Annotated in this window: 13 protein-coding genes; 7 read left to right on the top strand and 6 right to left on the bottom strand. The window is 52.3% G+C overall.

Translation table 11 applies throughout. From position 1 onward, the window contains the following. Positions 1–108: 108 nt before the first annotated feature. Entirely contained in the window at positions 109–603 is a 495-nt protein-coding gene (gene lrp / locus INF68_RS03890; protein WP_000228469.1) for a leucine-responsive transcriptional regulator Lrp, read from the bottom strand. Between the two features lie 544 nt (positions 604–1,147). Here lrp and trxB point away from each other — a divergent pair. From trxB to infA, 5 genes are all read left to right on the top strand, one after another. Then, a complete protein-coding gene (gene trxB, locus INF68_RS03885; RefSeq protein ID WP_023616696.1) occupies positions 1,148–2,116 on the top strand; it encodes a thioredoxin-disulfide reductase in 969 nt (322 codons plus the stop codon). 114 nt (positions 2,117–2,230) lie between these two features. Beyond that, a complete protein-coding gene (cydD, locus tag INF68_RS03880; protein ID WP_126786643.1) occupies positions 2,231–3,997 on the top strand; it encodes a cysteine/glutathione ABC transporter permease/ATP-binding protein CydD in 1,767 nt (588 codons plus the stop codon). Next, positions 3,997–5,718: a cysteine/glutathione ABC transporter ATP-binding protein/permease CydC gene (cydC, locus tag INF68_RS03875; protein ID WP_126786642.1), complete on the top strand. Its 1,722-nt coding sequence runs from the start codon at positions 3,997–3,999 to the stop codon at positions 5,716–5,718. The genes cydD and cydC overlap by 1 nt, the downstream gene beginning before the upstream one ends. Before the next feature lie 45 nt (positions 5,719–5,763). After that, on the top strand, positions 5,764–6,468 hold the full coding sequence (gene aat / locus INF68_RS03870) for a leucyl/phenylalanyl-tRNA--protein transferase (protein WP_126786641.1): 705 nt from the start codon (positions 5,764–5,766) through the stop codon (positions 6,466–6,468). Positions 6,469–6,752: 284 nt separating this feature from the next. Beyond that, complete coding sequence (gene infA / locus INF68_RS03865) at positions 6,753–6,971, top strand: translation initiation factor IF-1 (RefSeq protein ID WP_002211347.1); 219 nt, start codon at positions 6,753–6,755, stop codon at positions 6,969–6,971. Positions 6,972–7,179: 208 nt separating this feature from the next. On the opposite strand, the gene INF68_RS03860 is transcribed toward infA, so the two are convergent. Both INF68_RS03860 and INF68_RS03855 read right to left on the bottom strand, forming a co-directional pair. Further along, a complete protein-coding gene (locus INF68_RS03860; protein ID WP_126786640.1) occupies positions 7,180–8,706 on the bottom strand; it encodes an aryl-sulfate sulfotransferase in 1,527 nt (508 codons plus the stop codon). Positions 8,707–8,728: 22 nt separating this feature from the next. Beyond that, positions 8,729–10,282: a bifunctional UDP-sugar hydrolase/5'-nucleotidase gene (locus tag INF68_RS03855; RefSeq protein WP_126786639.1), complete on the bottom strand. Its 1,554-nt coding sequence runs from the start codon at positions 10,280–10,282 to the stop codon at positions 8,729–8,731. 130 nt (positions 10,283–10,412) lie between these two features. Here INF68_RS03855 and INF68_RS03850 point away from each other — a divergent pair, with 130 nt between their 5' ends. After that, the gene (locus INF68_RS03850; RefSeq protein ID WP_126786638.1) at positions 10,413–11,678 is read left to right on the top strand and encodes an IS1 family transposase; all 1,266 of its coding nucleotides are present in this window, start codon (positions 10,413–10,415) and stop codon (positions 11,676–11,678) included. A 146-nt stretch (positions 11,679–11,824) separates the two neighbouring features. Here the strand turns inward: INF68_RS03850 and INF68_RS03845 are convergent, their stop codons facing one another. The 3 genes from INF68_RS03845 to clpS all read right to left on the bottom strand — a co-directional run bounded on the left by INF68_RS03845 (position 11,825) and on the right by clpS (position 15,373). After that, complete coding sequence (locus INF68_RS03845; RefSeq protein WP_109846007.1) at positions 11,825–12,262, bottom strand: hypothetical protein; 438 nt, start codon at positions 12,260–12,262, stop codon at positions 11,825–11,827. 482 nt (positions 12,263–12,744) lie between these two features. Next, positions 12,745–15,024, bottom strand: coding sequence for an ATP-dependent Clp protease ATP-binding subunit ClpA (clpA, locus tag INF68_RS03840; protein ID WP_008499992.1), 2,280 nt, complete (start codon positions 15,022–15,024; stop codon positions 12,745–12,747). 28 nt (positions 15,025–15,052) lie between these two features. Further along, a complete protein-coding gene (gene clpS, locus INF68_RS03835; RefSeq protein WP_006174393.1) occupies positions 15,053–15,373 on the bottom strand; it encodes an ATP-dependent Clp protease adapter ClpS in 321 nt (106 codons plus the stop codon). 267 nt (positions 15,374–15,640) lie between these two features. Between clpS and cspD the strand changes: the two genes are divergently transcribed. Beyond that, entirely contained in the window at positions 15,641–15,862 is a 222-nt protein-coding gene (gene cspD / locus INF68_RS03830; RefSeq protein WP_006809408.1) for a cold shock-like protein CspD, read from the top strand. Positions 15,863–15,891: the final 29 nt, after the last annotated feature.

Genomic DNA, 15,891 nt, shown 5'->3' with positions numbered 1-15,891 from the left:
CCTGCCTTTTTGCTAAAACGGACAACAGCGCCGGGACTCCCCGGCACTGTTGCTGTATGGATTAACAGGAGTGTAATCAAACTACGCTGATTTTGCACCTGTTCCGTGTTAGCGCGTCTTAATAACCAGACGATTGCTCTGTTTGACCTCTTCCATCACCACGTACGTACGGGTGTCGTTCACGCCTGGCAGACGCAGCAGGGTTTCCCCCAGCAGCTTACGGTAGGCGGACATATCAGGCACGCGGGTTTTCAACAGGTAGTCGAAATCACCGGATACCAGATGACACTCTTGAATTTCTTCAAGTTTTTGTACAGCGGCATTAAATTGCTCAAACACATCCGGCGCACCACGATTCAGAGTAATCTCAACAAATACCAGAAGTGAGGCATCCAGATAATGCGGGTTCAGCAGAGCAGTATAGCCCTGAATGAAACCCTGTCTTTCCAGTCGGCGCACACGCTCAAGGCACGGCGTCGGGGAAAGTCCCACACGTTTTGAAAGCTCGACGTTGGAAATACGCCCATCCTTTTGCAATTCATTAAGAATGTTACGATCGATACGGTCGAGATCTTTGCCAGGGCGCTTCTTGCTATCTACCATTATTATTGTCTCTCTGTATTCCTTCCCTACTCCTGCCTGGACCCTGTGCACATCACTGTTCAGAGCCTGTACCCGTTAGTCATCACATCGCCTGGTTTTGTATTAGACGCGATGCGGATTCGGGTTCTGTTGGTAAGAAGACCGTTGCCCGAAGGCAGTCACCGACATCACGTATGGCGTCTGTCCACGCCATGCGTAGATTTCACTGACCCGGTAAAAATGGCATTTACGTGCATGCCTATGCGGCATACGGTTAACGCGGTTTTTTTTCTTCCTTGAATGTTTTCGCAAATGCGCAGGGGATTGTCAAAGCAAAACATCGTTTTTTAGTACAACATGCCGGATATTCATTACGGCAGGGTATTAATCCTCATTTTATTGCCTTACAAACGACCGTTTTTCAGGCGAAAGCGTGATGTTATAGCGCCTCATTCATCGCCCGTGGCTATTACACAGATTGATATCAAAATTGCGGCGCTCTTTTTTTACGACAACAAATTCCCTACAATCCAGCCAAATGTCTGCCAACAACAATGGGGATCTCATGGGCACGGCCAAACACAGTAAGCTGCTAATCCTTGGTTCTGGACCTGCGGGATATACCGCAGCGGTCTATGCTGCACGCGCTAACCTGCACCCGGTACTCATCACCGGCATGGAAAAAGGCGGTCAGCTGACCACCACCACCGAAGTGGAAAACTGGCCAGGGGACCCGAACGACCTGACCGGGCCGCTGCTGATGGAACGTATGCACGAGCATGCCGCTAAATTCGAAACTGAAATTCTGTTCGACCACATTAATAAGGTCGATCTGCAGAACCGTCCGTTCCGCCTGACGGGCGACAGCGGCGAATACACCTGTGACGCTCTGATCGTTGCCACCGGCGCCTCTGCCCGTTACCTCGGTCTGCCATCCGAAGAAGCGTTCAAAGGCCGCGGCGTCTCTGCCTGCGCAACCTGTGACGGTTTCTTCTACCGCAATCAGAAAGTCGCGGTCATCGGCGGCGGTAACACCGCAGTGGAAGAAGCGCTCTACCTGGCGAACATTGCCTCTGAAGTGCACCTGATCCACCGCCGCGAAACCTTCCGCGCGGAGAAGATCCTTATCAAACGCCTGATGGATAAAGTGGCAAGCGGCAACATCGTGCTGCACACCAACCGTACCCTGGAAGAGGTGACGGGCGACCAGATGGGCGTTGCCGGTCTGCGTATCCGTGATACCCAGAACACCGACAACGTCGAAACGCTTGAAGTGGCGGGTCTGTTCGTGGCGATCGGTCACAGCCCGAACACCGCGATCTTCGACGGTCAGCTGGAGCTGGAAAACGGCTACATCAAAGTGCAGTCCGGCATTCACGGTAATGCGACCCAGACCAGCATCCCGGGCGTGTTCGCGGCTGGCGACGTGATGGACCATATTTATCGTCAGGCGATTACCTCTGCTGGCACCGGCTGTATGGCCGCGCTGGACGCTGAACGCTACCTCGATGGACTGGCTGAACAAGGTAAATAATCTTTACAAGTCAGTAACAAACGTAAATAAAGGCGGCGATAAGTCGCCTTTATTGTCTCCCCGTTGTAACATTGCGCTGCCCAATTTCTAATAACGTCACCTGCAAAGTACGCAATGGAAAAAACCCGTCAACAAGAGTTAACACGCTGGCTGAAACAGCAAAGCGTTATTTCCCGCCGCTGGCTTACGATTTCCCGTCTCCTGGGGTTCGTTAGCGGTCTGTTGATTGTTGCCCAGGCATGGCTGCTGGCCCGCATTCTTCATCACATGATCATGGAGAACATCCCGCGCGAAGCGCTGTTGCTGCCTTTTATTGTCCTGATCCTGATTTTTATCCTGCGCGCCTGGGTGGTGTGGCTGCGTGAGCGCGTCGGTTTTCACGCCGGACAGCACATCCGCTACGAGATCCGCCGTCAGGTGCTGGATCGCCTTCAGGAAGCCGGGCCCGCGTGGATCCAGGGTAAACCGGCCGGTAGCTGGGCGACGCTGATCCTTGAGCAGATTGACGATATGCACGACTACTATGCGCGCTATCTGCCGCAGATGGCCCTTGCCGTCTTCGTTCCGCTGCTGATCGTGATCGCCATCTTCCCGGTGAACTGGATGGCTGCGCTGATTCTGATGGGCACCGCCCCGCTGATCCCGCTGTTTATGGCGCTGGTCGGCATGGGGGCAGCGGATGCCAACCGCCGTAACTTCCTGGCACTGGGTCGCCTGAGCGGTCATTTCCTCGATCGTCTGCGCGGCATGGAGACGTTACGCATTTTTGGCCGCGGTGAAGCGGAAACCGAAAATATTCGCCGGGCATCGCAGGACTTCCGTCAGCGCACCATGGAAGTGTTACGCCTTGCCTTCTTGTCCTCCGGCGTGCTGGAATTCTTTACCTCGCTGTCGATTGCCCTCGTGGCGGTCTACTTTGGCTTCTCCTACCTTGGCGCGCTGGATTTCGGCCATTACGGCACGGCGGTGACCCTTTCTGCCGGTTTCCTGGCGCTGATCCTGGCCCCGGAGTTTTTCCAGCCGCTCCGCGATCTGGGGACCTTCTATCACGCCAAAGCGCAGGCGGTTGGTGCAGCCGATAGCCTGAAAACGTTCCTTGAAACGCCGCTGGCTCACCCGGAGCGGGGTGACGTGACGCTGAATGCTAAAGACCCCGTGACCATTGAAGCGCAGGACTTTTCTATTCTGTCACCGGAAGGCAAAGTGCTCGCGGGTCCGCTGAACTTTACCTTACCTGCCGGACAACGGGTGGTGCTCGTCGGCACAAGCGGTTCCGGTAAAAGTTCTTTGCTGAATGCGCTGTCCGGCTTTATGGCCTATACGGGTTCACTGCGGATCAACAAAACCGAACTGCGCAACCTCGATCCAGATGCCTGGCGTAAACAGCTCAGTTGGGTAGGACAAAACCCGCAGCTTCCAGCCTCTACGCTGCGTGAAAACGTTCTGCTGGCGCGCCCGGACGCGCGAGAAGATGAACTGCAATCGGTGCTCGACCGCGCCTGGGTCAGCGAGTTTCTGCCGCTGCTTCCGCAGGGGGTAGATACCGTGGTGGGCGATCAGTCCGCCGGGCTGTCGGTCGGACAGGCGCAGCGCGTAGCCGTTGCCCGCGCGCTGCTTAACCCATGCCATCTGATGCTACTGGATGAGCCCGCCGCCAGCCTGGACGCCCACAGCGAACAGCGCGTAATGGAGGCCCTGAACGCCGCCTCCCGGCAGCAAACCACCCTGATGGTTACCCATCAGCTGGAAGGGATTGCCGACTGGGACCAGATCTGGGTCATGGAGAACGGCCGTATTGTTGAGCAAGGCGATTACGCCTCTCTCGTTGCCGCGCAGGGACCGTTTGCCGCCCTGCTGGCGAACCGTCAGGAGGACATCTGATGCGTGCTCTGCTGCCTTATCTTGCGCTCTATAAACGCCACAAATGGATGCTGACGCTGGGGATTGTGCTGGCGATTGTCACGCTGCTCGCCAGCATTGGCCTGCTCACCCTTTCCGGCTGGTTCCTGTCGGCCTCGGCCGTCGCGGGCTTTGCCGGTTTATACAGCTTCAACTATATGCTCCCGGCTGCCGGTGTTCGCGGTACCGCCATCACGCGGACTGCCGGACGCTATTTCGAACGGCTGGTCAGCCACGACGCCACTTTCCGCGTGCTGCAGCACCTGCGCATCTACACCTTCAGCAAACTGCTGCCCCTCTCCCCTGCCGGGCTGGCGCGTTTTCGTCAGGGTGAGTTACTTAACCGTGTCGTTGCGGATGTCGACACGCTGGATCACCTTTACCTGCGCGTGATTTCCCCGATCGTGGGCGCGTTTGTGGTGATTGTGGTGGTCACGCTGGGGCTGTCTGTTCTGGATGTTTCCGTTGCGCTGACGCTGGGCGGGATCATGCTGCTGACGCTCATCATTCTGCCGCCGCTGTTTTACCGCGCCGGGAAATCCACCGGGGAAAACCTGACGCGCCTGCGCGGGGACTACCGCCAGCAGCTCACCTCCTGGCTTCAGGGGCAGGCAGAGCTGACGATTTTTGGCGCCAGCAAGCGCTACCGTGCGCGGATGGAAAGTACGGAGCTTAACTGGCATGAGGCCCAGCGCCGCCAGTCGGAGCTGACGGCCTTCTCTCAGGCGCTGATGATGTTAATCGGCGGCGTGGCGGTGATTGCCATGCTGTGGCTGGCTTCCGGTGATGTCGGGGGAAACTCACAGCCGGGTCCACTTATTGCCCTTTTCGTCTTCTGCGCGCTGGCGGCGTTTGAGGCGCTGGCCCCGGTGACGGGCGCCTTCCAGCATCTTGGTCAGGTGATCGCCTCTGCCCTGCGCATCACGCAGATTGCCGAACAGGAGCCAGAAGTCACGTTCAGTACCGGGCAAACTGCGGTACCAGAGCAGGTTGCGCTGACGCTTGAAGATGTCACCTTCGCCTATGACAAACAGGCGCAGAACGCGCTGGACGGTATCAACCTTTCTGTTAATGCCGGTCAGCGGATGGCGATCCTCGGCCGTACCGGCTGCGGTAAATCGACGCTGCTGCAGTTGCTGACTCGCGCCTGGGATCCGCAGCTCGGTCAGATTCGTTTTAATAACACGTTGCTGACCGATTTCAGCGAGCAGGCCCTGCGCAAGACGGTGAGCGTCGTTCCGCAGCGTGTGCATCTGTTTAGCGCCACCCTGCGCGATAACCTGCTGCTGGCCGCGCCAGAGGCCTCTGATGATGCGCTTCGCGCCGTGCTGGAGCAGGTCGGGCTGCAAAAACTGCTTGAGGACGACGGACTGAACAGCTGGCTGGGCGAAGGCGGCCGTCAGCTCTCCGGCGGTGAACTGCGCCGTCTGGCAATTGCGCGCGCGCTGCTGCACGATGCGCCGCTGATGCTGCTCGACGAACCCACCGAAGGGCTGGATGCCACAACCGAGAGCCAAATCCTTGATTTACTGGCGAATGTCATGACCGGCAAAACCGTGCTGATGGTCACACACCGCCTGCGCGGACTGGCGAGTTTTGATCGGATAATTGTGATGGACAACGGACACATTATTGAGCAAGGTAGTCACGCAGAGCTGTTGGCGAAACAGGGTCGCTACTACCAGTTTAAACAGCGTCTGTAGACTATATTTGTAGCGTCCTTACTCGCGTACTGGAGTTTTGCTGTCATGCGCCTGGTCCAGCTTTCTCGTCATAACATCGCGTTCCCTTCTCCGGAAGGGGCGCTGCGTGAGCCCAACGGGCTGCTGGCCCTTGGAGGTGACCTCAGCCCCGCTCGGCTATTAATGGCGTACCAGCGCGGTATATTCCCCTGGTTTTCCCCCGGCGATCCGATTTTATGGTGGTCCCCCGATCCGCGTGCAGTGCTGTGGCCAGCGCAGTTTCACGTGAGCCGCAGCATGAAGCGTTTCCATGCGAAATCCCCTTACCGCGTCACCCTCAACCACGCTTTTGGTCAGGTCATTGAAGGCTGTGCAGAAGACCGCTATGAAGGGACATGGATAACCCGCGATATCATTACCGCCTACCACCAGCTCCATGAGCTTGGCTACGCCCACTCCATCGAGGTGTGGGAAGGCGGAGCACTCGTCGGCGGCATGTACGGCGTGGCGCAGGGGACGCTGTTTTGCGGCGAGTCGATGTTCTCTCGTGCGGTTAACGCCTCGAAAACCGCGCTGCTGGTCTTCTGCGATGCGTTTGCCCAGCGCGGCGGACGCCTGATCGATTGTCAGGTGCTCAACGAGCATACGGCCTCCCTGGGTGCTATTGAAATCCCGCGACGCCAGTACATCGAACAGCTGGATGCCAGCCGTCAGGAGAAGCTCCCGCGCGACTTCTGGATACCGAGAACGCTCTTTATGCCCAATGCCTAAATGTTTTCCGCATATTTTTTGTGAGGGTGTTATAATTATGCCGCAGAGTAGCTTCTGCCTGTTGCCCCGCCGCCGTTTGGGACCCTCGCTTCAGATAACGTCCTGACGTTTATCCTGTTGTCTCCCCTTTACGAATGCGCTTCCTGTTCGGTTGTACCGTGACGCTTGGGCAATGCGCCGAAACTGTTTTGCTGCGTTTTAATCGCGCAATTCTTTACTTAATTGATGAATTTCGGCATTATCTTGCCGGTTCAAAACTTGGTAGTGATACCCCAGAGGATTAGATGGCCAAAGAAGACAATATTGAAATGCAGGGTACCGTACTTGATACGTTGCCTAATACCATGTTTCGCGTAGAGCTGGAAAACGGTCACGTGGTAACTGCGCACATCTCCGGTAAAATGCGCAAAAACTACATCCGCATTTTGACGGGCGACAAAGTGACTGTTGAACTGACCCCGTACGACCTGAGCAAAGGCCGCATTGTCTTCCGTAGTCGCTAATTGTTTTCGCCTGTAATGGCAGATGAATATTAAATAAGGCCGGGATTTTCCCGGCCTTACTTTTTTTGTGCTGCAGGTGATTATTTGAACAATTATTTAGCCGTTCGTTTCAGCGTCAGGCTGTCTGGTCGACAGCAAGGCCAGCCACTGTAAGTGACCGACATTAGCAGCCGCAATGCCCTTTTAATGGCTGTGTCTGGCTATGCTATCAGCCGTTTGCCACCTGATAACCTATATTTATCAAAGCATCAAGCTCGTCTTTTGCAAACAACCTTGCCCGATAGCATTCGCCAGGGAACTCTGGATAGCCATCCAGCGAGCAAATCAAATCGTAGATTGTGGCAATAATATGGCCTGTCACATCGCTGATAAAGAAAGAGCGCGCATGGTTGGTGTAGATGCCATAGTAGTCACCATAATCTATTGCTGCCCCCATAAAATCAGTGACTTGAGGAACACGATCGGAAGGTAACTCGAAACTTTCGTGAGCCTGGGTTGCTGTATTGGCGACGAGATCAACAGCATAGAAAACGACTCTCGCAGGATCGGTTTTGTAAAAAACAGCCGTTGAATCAAGCGTAATATCTCGAGTAACTGCATTGCCTTCATTATCGACGCAGGAGCGATTATCAAATAGCGAAAGAACAAATTTCCCTTCAGTCTCATTGCTTAACCCAGCAAAAGCGCTATTTTTAGTGACAAATACGGTATGAGCACCATTTTCAAAATCCGCTATACCGGAAGTATCTATCTGCGTAACGCCCTGTCCTGCAGCGAAATTACTGTTAAACCCCCCTGTATTAATACTCCACAGCATCTTACCATCGGCAGGAGAAATACCAAACGTCAGGCCTGCAGAGCGAGTATGAACAACAATCGCTTCAGCATTTGCCTCACCCGCGGGGATCCAGGAAAGCGAGTTAAGGTGAGCATCGTTTGTGGGACTATTATTCAGGATCTTCGTATTATCAAAAGCACGAGTGTAATTTTTTGCCCACAGCATCACGCCTGTCTTTTCATCAAATTTTAATATTGATGCATCCTGTCGCATAGTATTGGTAGAACGGTCCGGGTTATCATTACCAATCATGAAGAGATTACCAGCTGAATCCCAGATCAGATCGTGGGTGTTAGCATAGCGGTTGCCATCGCGGTCACGTAAATCAAATTCCAGAATCTCGTTGCCCAAAATATCGATTTTGAAAAAGCGTCGCCCATACCAATGTTCATCTTCATCACTGCCGATATAGAAATAACCTTTATGCGTTTTTAGCATCTGGTTACGGTAGGGCTGAGCATAATAGCAGCGAAGATCGCCGTTCCGGTCGTAGCCATCACAATTGGTTGTCATTAACCAACTGTTTCCCCATACGGTCGTGAAGTTAGCGGGATCCGTTTGCTCAATATCGATATGGAAAATTGTCCCATCGCGGTAGAGTTGTTCCTGTGTGCTTACTTGGATGATTTGATTAAAAATTTCCACTCCGCTAAGGTTTTTAAAGATAACCTGCACTTGGTTAAGGTAGTTTGCGTACAGCCCAATAACTGGAACTTTTATCTCAGGTAAAGTGATAATGTCACTTGAAGAATACGTAAAATCTAAACTTGTCGTGCTAGTCGATCTTCCCAGAACCGTATAGGAATATGTTGCCTCTTCATCAATTATAAACTTCAGATAGACCGCAAGCTGGTTGTTAGCAGGAGCGAGATCCATTCCAAGATAGGTAATTGCCATATTATTCACCTGTTGTTAATTATTACTGTGTAACTTCTTTTACTCGCATCTCATTCACCTGTTGGGGAATGATCTTATTTCCTTTCACCAGATAATCAATAACCGCATTGGAAAGGTTATATCCACCTTTTACCTGTTTGTTCTGACCATCAATGAATGCAGTAAAGCCATCACCACCAGGGGCAAGGAAACTATTTGTCGCTACGCGATAGGTATCAGAGTCTACAATTGGCTTGCCATTAAGCGTAAGTAGCACAACGCGTTGCCCGACAGGTTTATGTTGGTCGTAGCGCATCTCCAGTCCTTTCGACATCTGCAAAACACCGTTAGTGAGTGATGCACTGTGCTCCATAAGATTTCGTAAGGATTTCCCTTTCAAATCCATTATGGTTAGCTCATTTGGAAACGGGAACGCGCTAATAACATCGCCGAGGGTTATCGGACCGGCATTCAAATCAGCACGCAGACCACCTGAATTAGTGAGCGCCAGTTGCGCATCAGGCGCAGCAGCAAGCATTGCATCGGTAAATAAATTGCCCAGCGAAGATGATTCCCCGTAGGCGCGCGTAAGCGTAACAGGCGTCTCTCCAACTTTTTGGCGAACCGTTTCGGAGAGCTTTTTATTCCAGCTATCAATAACACTCTGAGTTGCCGGATCGGGTTTCCATTCATCAGCGTAAAGGGTTTTAAGTTCGAAGCTTTTTATTTTGTTGTGATGTTTTTTTAGATCCACATCCAGGACCAGTTTACCAATATCAATCCCACCACTATCAGTCGAAAGCACCAGCGTGTTATCTACTTTAAGCGGCTCCGGCGTCCCAACATGCGCATGTCCGGTAATCAGAATATCCAGTCCTTTCACCTGTTTCGCCGTCTGGATATCCTTATCAAGGGCGCGTTTGACATCAGTATTGCCGATACTGGACTGGCGTGCAGGGAAACCTTCATGAATGAGTGCAACGGTTATATCTACTTTTCCACGTAGTTCATCCAAATAATGCTGGAGATATTTCACCTCGTCACGCGCTTCAATACCCTGACGCATTGACGATGAAACGGTATCATCGAAAGCGAATACGCCATGCAACCCAATGACCCCAATTTTAACGCCACCCTTTTCAAGGATTGTATACGGCTTATTCCAGAAAAGGACATTGCTATTTTTATAAAACACGTTACCTAACAGTATCGGGAATTTAGCCTGACTGAGCTGTATCAGCGTATTATCCCAACCATGGTCGAACTCATGATTGCCGACAGACGCAGCATCAAATGACATTGTATTCATAATATCTATGATTGCCCGCCCTTTTGTCAGGCTGCTAATGTATGGACCGGTAAAGTAATCTCCAGCATCGAAATAAAAAGTAGCCTTATTTTTTTGCTTTTCTTGCTTAACGTAAGTCGCAATATTTGCGAAGCCACCGACAGCTCTTTTACCTTCTGCAACATAAGGGAGTTTATAGGGCTCAACATGTGCATGCAGGTCATTGGTATAAATGACGGTAACGTCCTGCGCTGGACTTAGCGAAGCATATCCCGATAGTAATAAAACCGCGATTACTGTTTTTTTCATTTTTAACTCTCGAATTAAAGAAAGAATTTCATTATCGATTAGCAAAAAACAGATTTTGTGAACCTTCTCACGACATATGGAAAAGGGAGACGCGAAAATTTACGACTAACAGAATCAGTTGGTGAAGCACATGGAATCCGCTCAAAAAATAGATCTCAATGTTTGCAAAAGCTGGTCATGTCCAAATCTCGGAATACCAGATGCGAGTGATTATGTTTTTCCTGTTTATCGTCTGGGCTACGCAGCACTTGAATGTCAAAAATGTGGCAGTCTTCCTCCACTGTTTAATACAAAAGAATGTGACGAGTGGTTCAGTCAATTCATGCAACGAAAATTAGGAAATACAGGACAAGGTTGTCCCCGCTGTTTTACAGCGCACATCATTCGCTATGGATACACAAAAGCCAGAACACCCCGCTTTCAATGTTGTACCTGCCGTTATGTATTTACTCCACACTATGACAATGCTGTAGGCCTGAATAAAAATATCACCCTTCTTTCCCAGCTCGAACAAGGGGTGCACTCTGGTGAAACGACAAACCAAAGGGTGCTTGCGCAAGCGGTTAACGGGTTCGAGCGCGATCTGCATGTTTCACTCCCTGCGCTAACAAGGGTGTCAACGACCACAATGGTTATACCGTTTCAGGGTCATTCTACCAGGCAGAAACTGTATGTTGTGATCAGTGCCGATGCTGACTCCGGCAAAATTATTCAAATAACAACCAACTATTGCGAATGGAAGGTAGGTGATTCATTGCTCTATCAGGGTTCTAAGTCTTTCCCTTCTTCGATACTACCGTCGAGCGATACCGATCTTATTCGGGAGCAAGAAATGCAATTTCTTAAACGGAGTCAATTTGATGAAATTCAGTACGGTAGTGCCGAGCTTAAGCGAAACGACCGGGGAAGCATAGTCCGTCCTGTCATTACCATACACAGTCATTTCCAGCGATTAAAACGACGCTTCCCGGGTGTAACCGATCATTATCTCGCCCATGAGTGCGTTTTGCGCGGCGGGGCTATAACTGCCTGGTCAACAGAAGTCCGACTTGGAAAAACCGATCTTTGGTTTGTATCTGAAAAGAATGAAAAGGCCAACCTCTCTGACAAAGCATTTTGCCTTACAGGTAGCTGGAAAATGGGATGGTGGAAAAATGTGTGGCAGCGTTGGGATAATGGCGAGGTATGCAAGATGATTGGCCTACTGACCGGACAGCAAAGTACAGCGGAGCCCGCGTTGATTTCACTTGCATACTGCACTGCGTTTGCTGTCTGGCTGAAATCCCATCCATGGTCATTACAGTGTCATAACTATGGGGCACGGGTAGTGAGCCAGCATTTAGTGGGTCTTGGCTGTATTTATAACCAACAGATGAAGGAAAATTCAGGCAGTTAAGGGCCACATAACGCGAGCTGTACGGCAGCGAACTGCACTATTTTTTAGTGTCATCAAAAGTTATTAACGTCTTCCTGTAACACCCACTTTTCCGAAAATTAATCCATTTGGCGTCAGAGCAACTCCCCCGACGCCTCGGATCGACGTCAGGAAATAATGTGAATTACCGTTTCTGCACTTTGAGGTGCAACGACATCTGCGGCCATCGAATGCGTAATGTTATGGAGTAGCCCAGTCAGGTGCGGCAACATATCGCGGTCAAAATGCGATACCAGCAGTATGTGGTTTAACGCCCGACAGTAATCACACTGTGCTTCGGTGTCTTCAAGCAGCCACTCTTTTTGTCTCGGTTGTTCCGCTTCGTCCTCAAATTCCACCACCTGAAAATCACGCATTGACTCTGTGAGGCCGGATTTCATTTCTTCCAGATACGCCCCAAGGCAGCGACAGATGGGCTGCGTTTGTGGGAGTGATGTGCAATCGAGGAGGATTTCGGTGAACAATTTGCAGCGCTCTGCAAGGGTTGGGAGATCGGGGTTGAGGGAGAGTTCGCTATAAAGCAGTGAAAGATTGTTATGTTCCATTTGATTATGACTCCGTGTGAAATGATGGGATCTCCACCCAAACGCCAACTCAGGTGGCAGACTGAACCGGTTTGGCGTACCGACCCACACGGGAAAATCGGCGCTTCAAAAGAAGCCCCGGTTCAGCCCACCATAATTGAGTCTGCGGATTATATCGCTAGCTTTCAAAAGTGTGAACGAACCTGATGATAGTTGACGTATCAACATCATTTCTCGTGTGTAATCAGGACGCCAATCCTGACACCTGATTTTGCAGGTGCGCCGCCATTTTATTACTGTGGATTTATCCAGCAACTGACTTCGAAAGAAACTGGAAAGCGCCTCGCAAAATTCCTCTGCGGTCTGTTGCCCTCACCCCAGCCCTCTCCCACAGGGAGAGGGAGAAAACACTAAAAACGACAACACTGTTGTCGTTTTGCTTTTACCTTGGCAGGCATAAAAAAAACCGGGCAAATGCCCGGTTTTTAACATTAACGTTTAACTCAGTGAGCCGCTTCCGGCTTGTGCTTCGCCGCGCTCTGGAAATCGTACGTCAGTTCGTTCTTCGCCTGGTCCAGCGCCACGGTCACCTGACCGCCGTCCACCAGCGAGCCAAACAGCAGCTCGTTTGCCAGCGGCTTCTTCAGGTTGTCCTGAATCACGCGCGCCATCGGACGGGCACCCATCGCACGGTCGTAGCCTTTCTCGGCCAGCCAGTTGCGGGCCTCCTGGCTCACTTCCAGCGACACGCCTTTCTGATCCAGCTGAACCTGCAGTTCGACGATGAACTTGTCCACAACCTGATGGATCACCTCGGTAGACAGGTGATCGAACCAGATAATGTTGTCCAGACGGTTACGGAACTCCGGCGTGAAGATCTTCTTGATCTCCTCCATCGCATCGGTGCTGTTGTCCTGGTGGATCAGGCCGATGGATTTACGCTCGGTTTCACGCACGCCGGCGTTGGTGGTCATCACCAGCACCACGTTGCGGAAGTCCGCCTTGCGCCCGTTGTTGTCGGTCAGCGTCCCGTTGTCCATCACCTGCAGCAGGATGTTGAACACGTCCGGGTGCGCCTTCTCGATTTCATCGAGCAGCAGGACCGCGTGCGGATGCTTGATCACCGCGTCGGTGAGCAGGCCGCCCTGGTCAAAGCCTACGTAGCCCGGAGGCGCACCAATCAAACGGCTGACGGTGTGACGCTCCATATACTCGGACATATCAAAGCGCAGCAGCTCAATGCCCAGCGCTTTGGAGAGCTGAACCGTCACCTCGGTTTTCCCCACGCCGGTTGGGCCAGCGAACAGGAAGGAACCGACAGGCTTGTGGTCATGCCCCAGCCCGGCGCGGGCCATCTTGATCGCTTCGGTTAAGGCCTCAATGGCCTTATCCTGACCAAAGACCAGCATTTTCAGGCGATTGCCGAGGGTGCGCAGCGTGTCGCGGTCGCTCTGAGAAACGCTCTTCTCAGGGATACGCGCGATGCGGGCCACCACGGACTCAATATCCGCCACGTTAACGGTTTTCTTACGCTTGCTGGCCGGCATCAGGCGCGCACGCGCCCCGGCCTCATCAATCACGTCAATCGCCTTATCCGGCAGGTGACGGTCGTTGATGTATTTCACCGCCAGCTCCACCGCCGCACGGACCGCTTTCGCGGTGTAACGCACGTCGTGGTGCGCTTCGTACTTCGGCTTCAGGCCGTTGATGATCTGCACCGTTTCCTCGACGGACGGCTCGGTCACGTCGATTTTCTGGAAGCGGCGGGCCAGCGCGCGGTCTTTCTCAAAGATGTTGCTGAACTCCTGGTAGGTCGTGGAGCCAATCACGCGGATCTTGCCGCTGGAGAGCAGCGGTTTGATCAGGTTCGCGGCATCCACCTGGCCACCGGAGGCCGCACCTGCGCCGATGATGGTGTGGATCTCATCGATAAACAGGATGCTGTTGGTGTCCTGCTCCAGCTGTTTTAAAAGCGCCTTGAAGCGTTTTTCAAAATCACCGCGGTATTTGGTGCCCGCCAGCAGCGAGCCTATATCCAGTGAGTAAATGGTGCAGTCGGCAATCACTTCCGGCACGTCGCCCTGCACAATGCGCCAGGCAAGCCCTTCGGCAATCGCGGTTTTACCCACGCCTGACTCACCCACCAGCAGCGGGTTGTTCTTGCGGCGACGGCACAGCACCTGGATCGCGCGCTCCAGCTCTTTATCGCGACCAATCAGCGGGTCGATACCGCCAACGCGAGCAAGCTGGTTAAGGTTGGTGGTGAAGTTTTCCATACGATCCTCCCCGCCTGCTTGCTCTTCATTGTTATTGACCTGATTGCTGGAATCCGATGCCTGGTTAGGCTCGTCTTTGCGCGTTCCGTGAGAAATAAAGTTAACCACGTCGAGGCGGCTGACTTCGTGTTTGCGCAGCAGGTAGGCAGCCTGTGACTCCTGCTCGCTGAAGATGGCGACTAAGACGTTTGCGCCAGTCACTTCGCTACGCCCGGAAGACTGGACGTGGAATACCGCGCGCTGCAGCACGCGCTGGAAGCTGAGCGTCGGCTGCGTGTCGCGCTCTTCTTCACTGGCTGGCAGCACCGGTGTGGTTTGTTCGATGAAGGCTTCGAGTTCCTGACGTAGCGCCACCAGATCCACGGAGCAGGCTTCCAGCGCTTCGCGGGCAGATGGGTTGCTAAGCAGTGCGAGCAGTAAATGCTCGACGGTCATAAACTCATGTCGGTGCTCACGCGCTCTGGCGAAAGCCATGTTTAAACTGAGTTCCAGTTCTTGATTGAGCATAGGCACCTCCCCCCAATTTTATGCCTTATCAGGCCTTTTCCAGCGTACACAGCAACGGATGCTCGTTCTCCCTCGCATAGTCGTTCACCATCGCCACTTTGGTTTCCGCCACTTCGGCTGTGAAGATGCCGCAGATAGCTTTGCCACGATAATGAACGGTAAGCATCAGTTGCGTTGCACGTTCTACATCATAAGAAAAGAACTTTTGTAGCACGTCAATAACAAATTCCATCGGCGTGTAATCATCGTTCATTAACATAACCTTATACATAGATGGCGGTTTTAGCGCGTCGCGCACTTTGTCTTCCGCCAGCTGGTCGAAATCCAGCCAATCGTTGGTCTTACCCATTATGCATAACCACTTTGAATCTACCTCAGATGTTAGATAACAATCATCTATTACTGTCATCCGCGATGTCTGTCACAAACTGTTGCAATAGCGTTAACTGCTTCAAACTTTGGTTGATTATTGTCCCATCTCCAGCGCCAAACGCTTGACGACTTCTTTCGTTTCTCTAAATTGTACAAGCGTGAGATGGCGAGGTTTTGAACAGCCCCCACTCCACCACCGGTTCATTCCATCTTAACTTATAAGATTTACGAAGGATGTCGAAGCATGGAAATGGGTACTGTTAAGTGGTTCAACAACGCCAAAGGGTTTGGCTTCATCTGCCCCGAAGGCGGCGGCGAGGATATCTTCGCTCACTATTCCACCATTCAGATGGATGGTTACAGAACGCTCAAAGCCGGGCAGTCCGTCCGGTTCGATGTACATCAGGGACCAAAAGGCAATCATGCAAGCCTAATCGTACCCGTTGAAGCAGAGACGGTTGCATAGCTCTCTGTTTTATTGTGTACATCCCGCAG

It is taken from the genome of Enterobacter cloacae complex sp. P16RS2, from assembly GCF_014982155.1.
Classification (GTDB): domain Bacteria; phylum Pseudomonadota; class Gammaproteobacteria; order Enterobacterales; family Enterobacteriaceae; genus Enterobacter; species Enterobacter cloacae_M.
The sequence above is the reverse complement of the archived record's forward strand: the minus strand, read 5'-3'. Positions and strand labels throughout refer to the sequence as shown.